We start from the raw sequence: 14,887 nt of genomic DNA on the forward strand, positions 1-14,887 counted from the left end.
TTTGTTAAGCTCGCAGAAACCAATGCCCCGCAAGGGGACGCGGCACACATATTACGTTGTCGGGGCGGAGCGGACCGCCTACTTGAGCGTAGTGCCGCTATCGCAACGCGCGGTTCGATGGCGGCAGAAGACCGCCACCGTATCGGACATTTCGCGAGGGGCCGAATTACCGATGCCGTTCAGGGATTATCTCGAAAGCCGCAGCCGATCCTCGATGGAACATCGGCGCGTGCAGCTTTACGCGATCCTTTTCCTGGCGGATTGCGTCCTTCTTTACGGCAGCATTTCCCTTGGCGGGCTTCTGGCGAATGGCAATCTGCCGTCAGTCCGGGCAATGCAGATCATGCAGCTCGTTGTGCCGATCTACATCGTCATCGCAGCCTATAATCGCGTCTACTCGATCCGTGCTCTTGACGATCTGCGTTACGGGATCGGCCGGGCGATCGTTGCCCTCGGCGTATCGTCGATGCTGTTTCTGGTGATGACGTTCTACGTCCGCACAAGCGATGATTTCGCCCGCTCGACCTTTTCGATCGCGATACTGGTCGCCCTGGTCTTGATGATCGCGCTGAGGATCATCGCCTACATGGTGATCCGGCGGCGGTACGGCGGACGCGTGCGAAATGTACTCGTCATCGAGGATGGTGGACCGCACATCGATTTTCCCAAGGCCGATCGGGTAGTGGCCGATCCGGATCTGGTGGAAAGCGCGCAGATCGATCCTCGCGCGCTCGACATGATCGGGCGGGCGATGCGCAACATGGACCGCGTCATCGTTTCCTGCCCGGTGGAACGGCGCAAATTCTGGACCGCGATCATGCGTGCAGCCGGCGTCCACGGCGAGGTTGTCTCCGAAGCCTTGCAGGAACTGGGCGCCCTCGCACTTGAACGGGATCACGGCTTTTCCTTCCTGGTTGTCTCCGCCGGGCCGCTGGGCTTGCGAGCGCGACTGACGAAGCGCGCAATCGACCTTGCGATCACCGTTCCGCTACTCCTGATCCTCAGCCCGGTGATGCTGATCGTGGCCTTGCTCATCAAGCTCGAGGACGGGGGGCCGGTCTTCTTCGTCCAGCCGCGGATGGGCCAGGGCAATTGCATGTTCGACATGCTGAAATTCCGGTCGATGAGGGTCGAAAAGCTCGACAGCCGCGGCGATCGTTCGACTGCCCGTGACGATGACCGGATCACCCGGATCGGCAGGTTCATTCGCCGCACCAGCATCGACGAACTGCCGCAGTTGTTGAACGTGCTGCGTTCCGAAATGAGCCTCGTGGGGCCGCGGCCGCACGCTCTCGGCTCGCTGGCGAACGAGAAGCTGTTCTGGGAAATCGATCAGGACTACTGGCAACGCCACTCGCTCAAGCCCGGCCTGACAGGCCTTGCACAAGTTCGTGGGTATCGTGGCGCCACCGAAACGGAGAGCCATCTGACCGATCGTCTGCGAGCTGACCTTGAATATATTCGCACCTGGTCGCCCATGGTGGATTTTCGCATCATGCTGGCGACAGCGCGGGTGCTGGTCCACCCGAACGCCTATTGAAGAAGCAGGCTGCGTTTAACACTTTTTAAACGGTGTCTTCGTAGCTCGCAGGAACAACCCCGGGTGGTGTGGCATTTGAGCTAAAAGTCGCAGAAAAGCGATAGTTGAACGTATTTGTCCGGTTGCACCCCTCAGGAATCGTTGCTAGCCAAGCCCCAATTCTGGTGAAGAATAAAAATCTAGGAGGAATTGATATGAAAACCAGCCGCATCCTCGCCGGCGTCGCTGCCGCCACGATGGCGATCGCGCCGATCGCTGCAACGGCGGGCACCCGCGCCGCCGAAACCGGCGCCGTTTCGGTTCAGCCCGTCAAGATGTCGACGCTTACGCGCTCGGCCAAGCCGGCTGAACGCAAGAGCGAAGCGGGCGGCTCGGCCGTGATCGTTGCCGTTCTTGCTGCCGCCGCTGTCGTGGCTGGCATCATCGCAGCAACCGACGATGACGACAATGATCTGGTGGTCGAGCCCACGACTTCGGCCGGCGGCTAATCGCTCCATCCTTGGTTCGGCAGGCCCCGCCAATCTGACGATTGGCGGGGCTTCGCTTATGTGCGGTACAATTGATGTTTGAAACGCAACGACGCCGTAGCTCGCGCCCCGCCGCGGATGATCGTTCAGTCATTCAAAGGCTGGGATGGCCGCTGATCGCCCTGATGGTAATTTCGCTCGTCCTCGGGGGCGGAGGTATCAGCCGGGGATTGCAGAATGTGGCCGTCCAATTGACGGCTCTTGGCTTGCTACTGTTCGTTCCCGGTCTGCTGCGCGGCAAGCGCGAGACGGCCGGATGGCCTCTGTTCGCACTGGTCGCCGCAACCTTTCTCCTGCCGGTTCTGCAACTGGTGCCGCTGCCCCCCGGCATCTGGCAAGGACTTCCCGGCCGTGAGCTGGTACGCGAAAGCTTCGACATCATCGGCATCGAGAACGCCTGGTTTCAGGTGTCCGTCGACCGCGGCCGCACCATTGTCGCGCTCCTTGCCTTGTTAGGGCCGACGGCGGCGCTCTTCCTGTATCGCGGCGGCGGCCGGAGAGACATCGCCGCGGGCCTGCTTCTGCTTGTCGGTCTCGCACTCCTGAACTTCGTTTTTGGTGCGCTCCAGTTTGCGGCCGACGGACCGTATCCCTACGGCAATCCTAGCGAAAAGCGCTTCTTCGGCTTCTTCGCGAGCCATAACACCAGCGGGATTTTCATGATCATCGGCCTGCTGGCGCTGATCGGTTACGATCGGATCAGCGAAGCCGGCGCATGGAGGCGGATGCTGCATCTGCTGGCCGGTTTACTGCTCGTCTTCGCCATTGTCCTCACCCGTTCGCGCTCATCCACCGCGCTGCTCGTCGTACCATTAGCCTTTGCCGCATGGTATGCCTTGAAGGATCTGCGCCGTGCCTCCCGCAAGGCGCGACTTGTTGCCGTGGCGGTGGTGGCAATCGTGGCAGCCGGGATCGGGGCCGTAGCGCTGACGAATGAGCGGCTGGGCGAGACCTGGACACGCTACGAGGATCTCGAGGACAGTCGCCCCGCGATCTGGGAAGATACGCGCTTCGGGATCGAGCGGTACTGGCCGGTCGGAAGTGGCATGGGCACGTTCGACGAGGTGTTCCAGGTGGAGGAATCGCTCGAAGCGCTCGGGGTGCCGCGCGCGGGGCGGGCACATAGCGAATACCTCGAACTGGCGCTGGAGGCCGGGATTGCCGGGCTCGCCTTGCTGGCGGCCTGGGCGGTGTTTCTCGCAGCATCATGGTGGCGCCGCCGTTCGCTGGTGTCCACTCCCGGGATCAACGCCGCCGGCCTCGCGCTCCTGTGTATCGCGGCGCAGGGCGTGATCGACTTTCCCATGCGCAATATGGCCGTGTTGACCGTTGCAGGATTGCTCGTGGCTCTGCTAACGGCACCGGGATCGTTGAAAAGGGGTCGGCCCATTGCTTAAGCGTGTTGCAGGATTGCTCCTGCCGGTCTGCCTTGTCCTGGCAGGCTGTTTCAACCCGTCCCAAGGGCTTCCGGCCGGGGAAGCGGCCTACGACGTCATCCCCGCGGCCGATCCCAATCGCAAACCTACGGAATATCGCGTCGGTGTGTTGGACACGATCGCGATCCGCGTATTTCAGGAACCCGAACTCAGCTTCGACAAGGTCACCGTCAATTCTTCCGGTACCTTCAGCTACCCGTTCGTTGGCGAAGTTACGGCGCAGGGCAAGACCACGGTCGAGATCAGCCGCGAACTCGAAGCCGGGCTCGGCGCTCGGTACATCCGCAACCCGCAAGTGGTGGTGAGCGTGCTGACATCCGCGGCGCAGCGGGTGGTCGTCGATGGCCAGGTTACCGAGCCCGGCGTCTATGACATCGCCGGCGAATCCTCCCTGCTCGAGGCGATCGCGAGGGCCCAGGGGCTGACATTCGCGGGGGTAGAGGACGAGGTAATCATCTTTCGCGTGATCGACGGCGAACGGTTCGGCGCGGTCTTCAATCTGCGGCACATTCGAGAAGGCCGGGTCGCCGATCCGCAGGTCCTCGGCGGTGATCGTATTGTGGTGGGTTATTCCGCCCTGCGTGCCGGGTACCAAGACTTCCTGCGTGCGGCCCCCATCCTAAACGTGTTCAGAAGGTTCTGACGGTGGCGAGCAATTACGACCTGCGTCCGGTTCAGTCGGGACCGGGCACTGCCCCCCGTTCCCTCGGCCATTCTGATGGCGATCAAGCCGCCGATCAGGGAAGCGAAGCGTTTCTTGACATTGACCTGCGCCGCGTGTGGGCGGCGATCAAGCGCAACATCATTGCCATCGTCGCCATCCTCGTGGCGGCGGCGGCGCTGGGGGTGCTGGTAACCCTTCTGACCCGCCCCCAATACGTGGCGACTTCGCAGATCCTGATCGAGCAGCAAGCCGATTCCATCATCGAGAACGCCGATACCCAGGCGGTCAGCCCCACGCAGGAGACGCAACGTTTCCTGCAAACCCAGGTCGACGTCATTCGCAGCCGTAGCCTGGCGCAGCGTGTCGTCGAAGCGGAAAACCTTGCCGACAGCGAGGAATTCTTCGCGGCGCAAGGGGAGGAGATTCCGCAGGAAGACAGCCTCGAGGGATCAGGCTATTCCGGTTCGCGCGGGCTTGCCCGGTTGCGTCAGGATATGGCGATCAACCTCGTCATGGACGGTCTCAGCGTGGAACTGCCGGTCGACAGCCGGCTCGTGTCGATCCGGTTCGAAAGCGGCGACCCCCGGATCGCGGCCGACATGGCCAATGCGGTGTCTTCGAATTTTATCGAGAGCAATCTGGCCCGCAAGTTCGATTCCTCAGCCTATGCGCGCCAGTTTCTGGCGCAGCAGCTGGAAGACGCGCGCGACAAGCTCGAGCAGAGCGAGCGGGATCTCAACACCTACAGCCGCGCCGCCGGTCTGATCCGGGTGAGCGGGCAGGGCACGAACGCCGATCAGGAAACCACGCTTTCGGTCACCAACCAGACACTCGAGCAGCTGAATGCCGCTGCGAGCATGGCGACTGCCGAGCGGATCGAGTCCGAGAATTCGTGGCGCAACGTTGCCAACCAGCCGTACATGTCGATCCCCCAGGTCATTCAGAACCCGGCTTTCAGTGCGCTCCTTCGCGAGCGGGCGGTGGCGGAATCGCGGCTGGCCGAAGAGCGGGCGCGTCATCTCGACGATCACCCCGATGTGCAGGCATTGCAGGCGCAGACCGCGCGGCTGGACCAGCAGGTTCAGCAGACCGGACAGGCGATCAAGAATTCGATCCGGCTATCCTACGAAGCGTCGCGCGACCGCGAGCAGGAGATCCAGGGCCAGGTCGAGCAGATGCGCGGCGCCGCGCTGGACGAACAGGATCGCGGGGTTCAGTACAACGTGCTGAAGCGTGTCGCCGAGACCGACCGCGGGCTCTACAATACGCTGCTGACGCGGTTTAACGAGCTCAATGCGACCGCGGGTGCTACCTCGAACAACGTGTCGATGGTCGATGCTGCCGAACCGCCCCGGCGGCCGTCTTCCCCGAACGCAATCGTCAACATGATCATCGCGCTGCTGGGCGGCATGCTCTTTGCCGGTGGCTTTGTCTTCCTGCGCGAACAATTCGACGATGTTCTGCGCACGCCCGAAGATGTCGAACGCAAGCTCGGGCTCCCGCTCCTTGGCCTGGTGCCCAAGACGTTGAGCGAGACGCCGGCAGACGATCTGGCGGACCCCAAGTCCCCGGTGAGCGAAGCGTACCAGTCACTTGTGACGAACCTTCGCTACAGCACCGGCGAAGGCATTCCTCGCACGCTGACGGTCACGTCCGCGCAGGCCGGCGAGGGCAAGACCACAACTTCGGGCAAGCTGGCGCTGGAATTCGCGCAGCTCGGGCGCAACACCCTGCTGATCGATGCCGACCTTCGCCGCCCGACGCTTCATCGCCGGCTCGACAATCGCAAGCAGGAGGGTTTCACCACCGTGCTGGCCGGTGAACGGCGGATCGAGGAGGTCGTTGTTCCGTCCGGCATGGCCAACCTGTCGTACATGACCGCGCTACCCATACCGCCAGACCCCGCGGCGCTTCTCGGCACGACCCGGATCGACGACCTCATCGCCCAACTGCTCGAGCGCTACGATTGCGTGGTCTTCGATGCGCCGCCAATGCTCGGCCTGTCGGATGCACCGACGCTTGCCGCGCATACCGACGCTGTCCTGATGGTGATCGATGCGTCGTCGGGTCACCGCGGTGCGGTCAAGACCGCTCTGCGACGGCTGGAAATGGTCAAGGCCAATGTGATCGGTGCGGTGCTGACAAAGTTCAATCCGCGTAACGTCAGCGGCGAATACAGCTATTACGGCAGCGACTATTACGCCTACGAGCATACCGGCGAGCGCGAATGAAAACGTACAGCGCCGGGGGCTGGGCGGTGAGGGCAATCGCCTTCATCGCGATTGCCGCAGTCGCGCTGCTGTTTCAGGCCGACCGCGAGGCCCGTACCCAGCGTCAGTTGGCGGCGCAGTTGCCGGCGGGGCTGGGTGGTTTCGCCGACGAGCGCATGGTCGAGGCGCTGGCCTTTCTTGATCCCGCGGCCGCCTTCGCCCGTGCCCAGGCCTTGCTTCGTCAGCGGCCGACCGATGCCCACAATCTTGGGCTTTATGCGCTGGCCGCGGTCGAGGCGGGGGCTGAGGGCGAGGCGGCCGAAGCGCTCACTGCCGCCGCCCGGCGTGGCTGGCGCGATCCTTACACTCAGGTAACCATAACCGGCAGTGCGATCGCCCAGGAACAATGGGAGATCGCCGCACAGCGAGTCGATGCGCTGGCGCGGATGCGGCGGGAGCAGGCGACAATTTTCGCTGCCTTGCGCTTCATGCTGGCGGATCCCGAGGGGCGCTCCGAAGTCGCCCGGCGGCTTCCGACCAGCGAGCCTTTTGCCGCAGTGCTCGCCGAATTTACCCGTGCCAATGCCGACATGGGTGCACAAGTCGCAGAGACGCTGCGCCTGACCCACTCGTCGCAACCACCGGTAAGCTGCGCGAACTACGGCCGCGCCGTCCGGGCTCTCCTCGCGCAGGGGCAGGCGATCGCCGCGATAGAAGGCTGGCCCCGCCGCTGCGCAAGCGACGGGAGCAGGGCGGTGGATTTCGCCTTCGACGACAACGAGGAAGACCCGTTCAGCTGGACTTACCCCCCCGGGGCCGGCGTTTCGATCCGGGAAGGCGACGCACCGGGCGCGATCGACATCCGCAATCGCGACCTCCTTCGCCGGCAGGTCGCCTATCGTTATCTGACCCTGCCGCCCGGATCGTATACCTTGCGGTTCGAGCGGAGAGAGGGCGCGGCGGGACCGGCCGGAACAGGTCCGCAAGCAGATCTCAACGTCCTCCTTCGGTGCGATCGCAGCGGTGGCAACGCCGCGGGCGCGCTGGCCGAAGGCACATATCAACAGCCGCTCTCTTTCGCGATTGGCGCAGATTGCCCGGTGCAATATCTCTCGCTCGCTGTATCCCAAGGCCGTGCCGACAATGTGCGTATCACCATCGATTGATTACGGGCCGCCGGCAGGCAAGACGGCAGGTGCGGCATGAGGCTTTCCAAGACCCTTCCCTATGCCGTCCTCATGGCGATCCCGCGAACGCCGGTAAGCTATGCCGCCTACGTCGCGATGCCCGCGCTCATGGTGAACTGGCTGGCCCGGCAGACATGGATGCGGGCGGGTTTTCTCGTGCTGTTCCTGTGCGGTTCGCTCGCTATCAACATGCTGATGGGGATGCAGATATCCATTACCGCATTCGCACTTGAGCTCGCGCTGATCCTGCCGTTTTTCGCCGCCGCGCTCGGCTTTCGCACGTCGCGCCATTTCGACGGGCGCAGCTTCATCCGCATCCTCAACGTGATCGTCTTCGCGACAAGCATGGTGAGCCTCATTCAGATGGGTTTTCCCTGGCGGGTGCCGTACATCCATTATCTGCCCGATTTCTTCAATGGTGGCTTCGGGCGGGGCGGGGCGAAGATCGTGACCATTATCGGGTTCTTCGGGTTGGCCGAGATCCTGTCGCGGCGGGGCCGGCTGCGTTTGCGCGACATGTGGTTCCTGGCCTTTGCGCTGGCGAACTTCGTCGTCCCGAATTTCATCCTCGGTATGGTGGCCGGGTTCGCCGCGCTCGCAATCTTCGCGCGCCGCAATCAGGCCGTCCTCTTCGCGGGCGCCGCCCTGCTTATGGTGGTCGCCCCCTACCTGCAATTTCGGGCCGAAACGAAGAACGACAGTTTCGCCCAGACCTATGGCACGAATCCGAAGCTGTACGCCTTCAAACTGGTAGGCGAGTTGTATTTGCGCGAACCCCAGACCCTGTTCGTCGGGGCAGGCCTCGGGCAATTCTCCAGCCAGCCGGCCATCTGGTCCAGCCCGGTCAACAACGTCTGGGGCGCCCATGACACGCCTGACCTGCCTGGCCTGCACGCTGGCGAGGCACATATGAATCACCTCGCCCCGACGATGCTGCGCTTCCAGAACAACCGCTTCGCTATCGAATCGTCGGCAAACAAGCCGTTCAGCGGCCTCAGCACGATGCTCGCCGAACTGGGCCTGCCGGTCACGCTGTTGATCCTGTACTCGGCCTATCTCGTGCTGTGGCGACGAAGCGGGAGCGATTTCGGGCGCACCGCTTTCATCTTTCTGCTGGCGATGAACGTGCTCGACCCGCAAATGGACTCGCCGTGGTTCGGCGCGCTCATGCTTTCGGTTTGCCAGGCTCTTGCGGCGGACGCGAGACGGCGGCGTTCGCTGCCGGCGCCTTCACACTCGCGCGAAAGCGGTATCTTCCTTCCGTCCCCGCAGCCTGCACGGGTCTTGCCCAAGCCCGCGCTGTCTGGCGAACCGGGCTAGCGGGCGACGCCGCGAGCATGGCGGATTTCCGGTTTCCCGATTTCTATATAGTCGGCGCAGCAAAGGCGGGGACAACCTCGCTGGTCGAACTATTGCACGGGGTGGACGGGCTGTTCTTTCCGCTCGAGAAGGAACCGCACCATTTCTTCGTGCGCGATGATCCGCGCGGATGGACTATCAGGGACGGGCGCCGTGTCCGCCCCGTGGTGGAAACCCTGCCCTTCGCAGGGGAGGCCGCATATCTGCGCCTTTACGAAGATGCGCCTGCAGGGGCTGTTCGGGGAGATGCCAGCACGCAATATCTCGTCAACGAGACGGTCCCGGCAGCTATCTCCAAGGCGAGGGAAGATGCCCGGATCATCGTTGTCCTGCGCGATCCGGTAGAACGGGCATATAGCGCGTGGCTGCATGCTGTCGCGCGGGGCGAGGATGAGGCGGGATTTGAGGAAGCTCTCGATGAATGTCAGGCGAGCGAGCGGCGGACGAGCTTTGCGATCAATTACATCGACGAGGGTCGGTACGACCTCCACCTCGCCTGCTACCATGCGGTATTCGGTAAGCGAGTGAAGGTCATCCTGTTCGACGATCTGGTTCGCGACCCCCTCGGTATCCGGACGGAGCTGTGCGATTATCTGGGCGTCGCCGCCCCAGTCGGGCAGGATGCAGCGATGGCGCATCGCAACCAGAGCGTCGAACTGCGCAATCCGGTGGCGCGCCAGTTTCGCCTTGCTGCGAAGCGTTTGCGCCGGATAGCCCCCGGGGTGCTGGAACGGCCTCTGGTGCGCAAACCCTACGAATATTTGCTCAGCAGGATCGGGTCAGCCCCGAAGGCAATGACCGATAGCCAGCGACGACGGCTTGCCGCCATCTACGCCCCGCACACCGAGGCGCTGGAGCGCATGCTTGGCCGCGACCTCTCACATTGGGGCCGGGGGGCGCCCGGGGGCTGAACGTCTGACAAAAAAGGAGAAACGATGGTGGGCGTACCAAGGTTCGAACTTGGGACCCCTGCGATGTCAACACAGTGCTCTACCACTGAGCTATACGCCCGAACCATCGAATGTGCCGCATTGTCATGCGACAGGCGCGGCGTCTAGCGAGGCCTATGGAGCCGCGCAAGCGCTATCTTCAGCGAGGCGATCAAAGGCTGGCGCTGACCCGTTCCTGCAAGACGCGTTCCACTTCGAGGACGAGATCACGAAGATGGAACGGCTTGGACAAGACCTTCGCCTGCGGCTGTTCGCGGCTGGCCTTCAAGGTTACCGCCGCGAAGCCCGTGATGAACATGACCTTCGTTTGCGGGCTGATCTCGTTGCAGCGCTGCGCCAGTTCGATGCCGTCCATTTCGGGCATCACGATGTCGGACAAGAGCAGATCGTAGCCTTGCGTCTCCAGCAGCGGGACGGCCTCGGTCCCCCGATCGACGGCATCGACGTGGTAACCGGCCTTGACCAGAGCGCGTTCCAGATAGGTGCGCATGGCCTGATCGTCTTCGGCAAGGAGTATGCGCTTTTGCATCATCTGATCCATGGCGGGGCTTATAAGGCCCTTCACTTAACAAATCCTGCCAATCCTTGCCAATGTCCCTTCCTGAACCAATGGGTTTACATGGTTACCTGATCCGGGCAGCACTGCCCTGGTGAACACCCATTCCGACCCTGCCGGAACCCGCTGTCCCGATCACCGGGAAGGAGGCAGCATACCGGGCGGAGGCGGCGCCGCCTTAGTTCTTTCCGGCCCTCGACCGAGTGCGCTGCCGGTGCTGATCGGCGTGCCCCATGCCGGTCGCAGCTATCCAGAAGAACTTTGCGAAACGATGCGCGGCGGGGAGGGCACGCGGCTGCGTCTCGAGGATCGCTACGCCGACTTGCTGGGGCAAGAGATCGCCCGGTTGACCGGCGCGGGAATATTGATGGCTCAGGCGCCGCGCGCAATGATCGACCTCAATCGGGCGAGTGACGATATCGACTGGTCGATGGTTTCTGGACAACAGGGGCGGCGGGCTGTCCCCCACTCCCTCGCCAACCGGCGAGCGCGTAGCGGCCTTGGCCTCGTGCCGCGGCGCCTGCCCGGTCTTGGCGAAATCTGGAAACACCCTATCGCTGCCGACGAACTGGAGAAGCGGATCGCCGCAATCCATCGGCCCTATCATCAGGCGCTTGGTGCCGAACTGGCCCACTTGCGCGATCGCTGGGGGGCGGCGCTCCTGCTCGACTTTCACTCGATGCCGCCGCTGAGCCCGCGCTATACCGGCGAGGAGGTGGCCGAGATCGTCATCGGCGATCGTTTCGGACTAAGCTGCGACCCCTTGCTTTCCGCCGCGGCCTTGACGAATTTGGCACGAGGCGGGCGGCGGGTGGCCCACAACCGGCCATATTCGGGGGGCTATATCCTCGAACGGCATGCCGCCCCGGCGCGGAACATCCATGCCATCCAGATCGAGGTGTGCCGTTCGCTATACCTCGATGCGCGACTGGACCAGCCCAGCGCGCGCTTGCCTGTTCTGGCAAGGGCGCTTGGCGACATGGTGATGGCGCTTGCCCGGCAGATACTTGACCTGCGCCATGGCGATCCGTTTCCGGTGGCCGCTGAATAGGCACAAAAAACCACCCCGTGCAAAAGCACGAGGTGGCCAAGGTTCAGGGAGGAGATGCACATCGGTGCATCGCATCGGCGGGCCATGAGGGGAAGCGCCGCCGATGGTTAATAAATGGCTACACGGGGTGGCAGTTTCAAGGTTCGCCAACCTATCGACGAACGGCGGTCGCAGCCGCGCCACCGTTCGTCGTAATTTGCGGTCTTGATCCTAGTTAACCGATCTCGGCGCCCCGGTCGGCGCTGTCCCCTGCTTGACCTGACGGGCAAATATCGCCCGCATCAAGTCGAGCGAAAACAGGTGGGCATGGATAAGGGCCAGCAGCCCATTCCGGTTCCATTGCTCGATCTTGTCGGCTGCAACGTCCTGCAGCTTCTCCTGATTGACCATCTGGAAGCCGCGATAGACGAACGGCTGATCGTGACCTTCCTGCTGGATCGAGACCTCGCCGTCCATCAACAGGTCGGCCTGCTTCAGCTCGCCGATGAACGCCTGGGTGCGCTGGGCGGCCTGTTCGAAATGCTGGCAGAACTCCAGCACCCGCTTGGTCGCATCGGTGGTCTGCCCGTTATCGTCGAACAGCCGCTCGCCATCGTCGAACTCGCCAATCACGTCGCTCGTCGGATCGAAGCACAGCGACAGTTCGTCGCCTTCCTGCTTCAGACGGGCGAGCATGAACGGATAGCGCCGGATGTAGGCCGGGAGGTAGACCGGATCGTTAACCTTCCCCTGCGCGTCGACGAAGGTGTTGACGCCTTCGTTGAGGCCCATCAGCGCCAGGGGGAGGGGGTTTTCGCCAGAGGAGAACACGATCGGGAAATCCCGCTGGGCCTGAACGAACTCGTCGACCGTGATCGGCAGCGCATGAGCTTTCGCCAGCCACGGGGCGGCATCGATGGTCCGCGTGCGATAGTTGCGATGATCCTGACTGTTGAGGGGCATCAGGTCATTGTAGAACAGGGGCAATTGGGGCTGCTGCGGCGCGCTCGCCATGTACGATCTCCGAGAGGCTATTGCTTGGGTCGAGGGGGGTGCCTGCTGCCGCCCTCCCCGAACGACGGGCCGCGCTTAGGCGGTCGCGCCATTCTGTGCAAGCGGGAGCAGCTTGCCGGGATTGAGGATGCCCAGCGGATCGAGCGCGTCCTTCACGCGGCGCATCACCGCCAGTCTCGCCGGATCGCCAAGTCGTTGCAGCTCGTCGCGCTTCATCTGCCCGATCCCGTGTTCGGCGCTGATTGAACCCCCCCGGGCCGTAACGAGATCGTGGACGAAGCGGCTGATCGTGCTGCCCTGTTCATCGGTCCATCCTGGCCCGCTGCCCACCGGCGCTCGGACGTGAAAGTGGACATTGCCATCGCCCAGATGACCGAAGGCAAGTGCCTGCGTGCCAGGAAAACGGCCTTCGACCGCCATGGTCGCTTCGCGGATGAAGCTGGCCATGCTGGCGGTGGGGACCGAGATATCGTGCTGCAACGCGGGGCCGCGTGCACGTTCGGCCGCGGAAATGCTGTCGCGCAAATGCCAGAACGCTTCGGCCTGCCCCTCGTTCGCGCCAATCGTGGCATTGGCGATGGCCCCGCCATCGAGTGCCTCGCCCAGCAAGGCTTCGATCCTCTCCCGCAAGCCATCCTCCGTTTCCACCGTCGCAGCAAATTCGAGGAGGGCGTGCCACGGGGCGGGGCCGAGTGGGGCTCGTGCGGCGGGCAGGTAGGCGAGCACCGCATCGAGACAGGCTTGCGGCATGATCTCGAACCCTTCGAGCGTATCGGCCAAGCGCGCCTCGCACCGGACGAGCAGGCGGCGGGCATCCTCGATGCTGCTCAGCGTGACCCATGCGACGACCCTTCCGCAGATGGCCGGGATCAGTCGCAAGCTGGCAGCGGTGACGATGCCGAGCGTGCCTTCCGAACCGATCAGCAATTGCTTCAGATCGAACCCGCGATTGTCCTTCTTGAGCGGAGTGAGCAGATCGAGAACGGTGCCGTCGGCAAGGACAGCTTCGACCCCCAGAACCTGATCGCGCATCGTCCCATGGCGCAGGACTTGGGTGCCGCCGGCATTGCTGGCGACAAGTCCGCCGATCGTGGCCGAGCCCTTGCCGCCGAGGGTAAGGGGAAAGCGCAAGCCCTGTTCTGCTGCCGCCTCTTGTGCCGTCTGCAAAATCACGCCCGCCCCGCAAACCATCTGCCCCTCTTCCGGATGGAGCGAACGGATTGCATCGAGCCGGCGGAGGGAGAGGACGATGGCGGTACCACTGCGATCCGGTGTCGCTCCGCCGGACATTCCGCTGTTGCCGCCCTGGGGGACCAGCGGAATGCGATAGCGGGCACACAGAGAGACCAGCGCGGCGACTTCCTGCGTTGAGGCGGGCGAGGCGAGGGCGAGCGCCCGCCCGGTGTAGCGTCCGCGCCAGTCGGTCAGCCACGGGCTCATCGCATCGTCATCCTGCGTGAAGCCCCGGGGGCCGAGAAGGGCTTGCGCGCGGGCGACAAATTCGCTTGTCTCTGAGGCCGTGATGGGGGGCAGGGTCATCCGCATGCTTGTGCCACGAAAGGCGGTCGGGCTGTCAACCGCCGCAGGGCGCCGGAGGGCGATTAAGCCGGCATTCAATACTCCGGCGGCACACCGCCGCTGTCGCTGCGGACGCCCGCTCACGCCTTGCCGAGGGAGACGCCAGACCCGTCATGCCGTTCCTGCCTGATCTTCTGGCGCCCCTGGCGCTATTGCTGCCGCTGGGCCTTGTCGCCGGGGCGCAGGAGCCGGCAGGGCAGGACGCAGCGAGCGTTGCGATGGCGAAGGAGCGGCAATCGGCGCAGATCCCCCTGTCGTCATCGGGTCGTGCGCCGGGATGGCTGCCCCTGCTCCAGCCGGCGCAGCCGCGAACAGCCAATCAGGTTCGGATCGAACGCCGGGTCATCATTCGCATTTCGCCTGCACCGGGCCGCGCGCGCAACAGCCTTGCCCCGCTATCCACGCCGATGCCTGCCGTGCCGCGGCAATTCGTCGAACGACCGTTCAAGGGCTGCATCGACAGCGCGGCAATTGCTGGCGTCCAGCCAGAGCGCAACCGCTTGCTGTTCTTCACCCGGGATCGCCAGATGCTTTCCGCCCGGCTGGAAAACGGCTGCAGCCCGCGGGAGTTCTATCAGGGTTTCTACATGGAGCGCAGCAAGGACGGCAAGCTATGTCCGCGCCGTGACAAGCTGCTGACACGGTCGGGCGCGAAATGTTCGGTCGAAAGCCTGCACCGCCTGGTCGAGATCCTGCCGCAATAGTCCTTCGGCTTGACTTTTTGCTCTTTTGGACGCAGAGGCCCGCGGAGTGTTCGCCAAGGGTGCGGACACGCTTTCCCGCCCTCATACATCCGAAGGCACGACCCGCCGCATGAGTTTTGCCGATCTCGGCCT

Annotated in this window: 13 protein-coding genes and 1 tRNA gene; 10 read left to right on the forward strand and 4 right to left on the reverse strand. The window is 63.5% G+C overall.

The genetic code is table 11. The features are described 5' to 3' along the window. Positions 1 to 172: 172 nt before the first annotated feature. The 8 genes from ACHFFA_RS03365 to ACHFFA_RS03400 all read left to right on the forward strand — a co-directional run bounded on the left by ACHFFA_RS03365 (position 173) and on the right by ACHFFA_RS03400 (position 9,834). Positions 173 to 1,540, forward strand: a complete 1,368-nt coding sequence (locus tag ACHFFA_RS03365) for a sugar transferase (RefSeq protein ID WP_394269428.1) — start codon at positions 173 to 175, stop codon at positions 1,538 to 1,540. Between the two features lie 104 nt (positions 1,541 to 1,644). After that, positions 1,645 to 2,028, forward strand: coding sequence for a hypothetical protein (locus ACHFFA_RS03370; protein WP_394269429.1), 384 nt, complete (start codon positions 1,645 to 1,647; stop codon positions 2,026 to 2,028). Between the two features lie 245 nt (positions 2,029 to 2,273). After that, complete coding sequence (locus ACHFFA_RS03375) at positions 2,274 to 3,464, forward strand: O-antigen ligase family protein (protein ID WP_394269430.1); 1,191 nt, start codon at positions 2,274 to 2,276, stop codon at positions 3,462 to 3,464. Continuing rightward, the gene (locus ACHFFA_RS03380; RefSeq protein ID WP_394269431.1) at positions 3,457 to 4,146 is read left to right on the forward strand and encodes a polysaccharide biosynthesis/export family protein; all 690 of its coding nucleotides are present in this window, start codon (positions 3,457 to 3,459) and stop codon (positions 4,144 to 4,146) included. The genes ACHFFA_RS03375 and ACHFFA_RS03380 overlap by 8 nt, the downstream gene beginning before the upstream one ends. A gap of 2 nt (positions 4,147 to 4,148) precedes the next feature. Then, positions 4,149 to 6,398: a GumC family protein gene (locus ACHFFA_RS03385; RefSeq protein ID WP_394269432.1), complete on the forward strand. Its 2,250-nt coding sequence runs from the start codon at positions 4,149 to 4,151 to the stop codon at positions 6,396 to 6,398. Beyond that, complete coding sequence (locus ACHFFA_RS03390; protein ID WP_394269433.1) at positions 6,395 to 7,543, forward strand: hypothetical protein; 1,149 nt, start codon at positions 6,395 to 6,397, stop codon at positions 7,541 to 7,543. Before ACHFFA_RS03385 ends, ACHFFA_RS03390 begins: the two co-directional genes overlap by 4 nt. Before the next feature lie 36 nt (positions 7,544 to 7,579). After that, entirely contained in the window at positions 7,580 to 8,884 is a 1,305-nt protein-coding gene (locus tag ACHFFA_RS03395; RefSeq protein WP_394269434.1) for a hypothetical protein, read from the forward strand. A gap of 17 nt (positions 8,885 to 8,901) precedes the next feature. Further along, positions 8,902 to 9,834 (forward strand): sulfotransferase, encoded by a 933-nt coding sequence (locus tag ACHFFA_RS03400; protein ID WP_394269435.1) that lies wholly within the window; start codon positions 8,902 to 8,904, stop codon positions 9,832 to 9,834. A gap of 25 nt (positions 9,835 to 9,859) precedes the next feature. On the opposite strand, the gene ACHFFA_RS03405 is transcribed toward ACHFFA_RS03400, so the two are convergent. Beyond that, positions 9,860 to 9,934: transfer RNA gene (locus tag ACHFFA_RS03405), tRNA-Val, on the reverse strand. A gap of 90 nt (positions 9,935 to 10,024) precedes the next feature. Next, positions 10,025 to 10,402: a cell cycle two-component system response regulator CpdR gene (gene cpdR / locus ACHFFA_RS03410; protein ID WP_394269436.1), complete on the reverse strand. Its 378-nt coding sequence runs from the start codon at positions 10,400 to 10,402 to the stop codon at positions 10,025 to 10,027. A 121-nt stretch (positions 10,403 to 10,523) separates the two neighbouring features. Between cpdR and ACHFFA_RS03415 the strand changes: the two genes are divergently transcribed. Next, positions 10,524 to 11,480, forward strand: a complete 957-nt coding sequence (locus ACHFFA_RS03415) for an N-formylglutamate amidohydrolase (protein WP_394269437.1) — start codon at positions 10,524 to 10,526, stop codon at positions 11,478 to 11,480. Between the two features lie 210 nt (positions 11,481 to 11,690). On the opposite strand, the gene ACHFFA_RS03420 is transcribed toward ACHFFA_RS03415, so the two are convergent. Further along, positions 11,691 to 12,473 carry a SapC family protein gene (locus ACHFFA_RS03420; protein WP_394269438.1) on the reverse strand — a complete coding sequence of 261 codons (783 nt, stop codon included), beginning with the start codon at positions 12,471 to 12,473 and terminating at the stop codon, positions 11,691 to 11,693. Between the two features lie 75 nt (positions 12,474 to 12,548). After that, positions 12,549 to 14,012, reverse strand: coding sequence for an FAD-binding oxidoreductase (locus tag ACHFFA_RS03425; RefSeq protein ID WP_394269439.1), 1,464 nt, complete (start codon positions 14,010 to 14,012; stop codon positions 12,549 to 12,551). 152 nt (positions 14,013 to 14,164) lie between these two features. Here ACHFFA_RS03425 and ACHFFA_RS03430 point away from each other — a divergent pair, with 152 nt between their 5' ends. Continuing rightward, positions 14,165 to 14,755 carry a hypothetical protein gene (locus ACHFFA_RS03430; RefSeq protein ID WP_394269440.1) on the forward strand — a complete coding sequence of 197 codons (591 nt, stop codon included), beginning with the start codon at positions 14,165 to 14,167 and terminating at the stop codon, positions 14,753 to 14,755. The last annotated feature ends 132 nt before the right edge of the window (positions 14,756 to 14,887 follow it).

The sequence above is a fragment of the Qipengyuania sp. genome (assembly GCF_043423005.1).
Lineage (GTDB): Bacteria > Pseudomonadota > Alphaproteobacteria > Sphingomonadales > Sphingomonadaceae > Qipengyuania.

Coding starts and splice junctions, on each gene's coding strand:
- ACHFFA_RS03365 (WP_394269428.1), top strand. CDS start 173: ATGCCGTTCAGGGATTATCTCGAAAGCCGCAGCCGATCCTCGATGGAA.
- ACHFFA_RS03390 (WP_394269433.1), top strand. CDS start 6,395: ATGAAAACGTACAGCGCCGGGGGCTGGGCGGTGAGGGCAATCGCCTTC.
- ACHFFA_RS03395 (WP_394269434.1), top strand. CDS start 7,580: ATGAGGCTTTCCAAGACCCTTCCCTATGCCGTCCTCATGGCGATCCCG.
- ACHFFA_RS03400 (WP_394269435.1), top strand. CDS start 8,902: ATGGCGGATTTCCGGTTTCCCGATTTCTATATAGTCGGCGCAGCAAAG.
- cpdR (WP_394269436.1), bottom strand. CDS start 10,402: ATGCAAAAGCGCATACTCCTTGCCGAAGACGATCAGGCCATGCGCACC.
- ACHFFA_RS03420 (WP_394269438.1), bottom strand. CDS start 12,473: ATGGCGAGCGCGCCGCAGCAGCCCCAATTGCCCCTGTTCTACAATGAC.
- ACHFFA_RS03425 (WP_394269439.1), bottom strand. CDS start 14,012: ATGACCCTGCCCCCCATCACGGCCTCAGAGACAAGCGAATTTGTCGCC.
- ACHFFA_RS03430 (WP_394269440.1), top strand. CDS start 14,165: ATGCCGTTCCTGCCTGATCTTCTGGCGCCCCTGGCGCTATTGCTGCCG.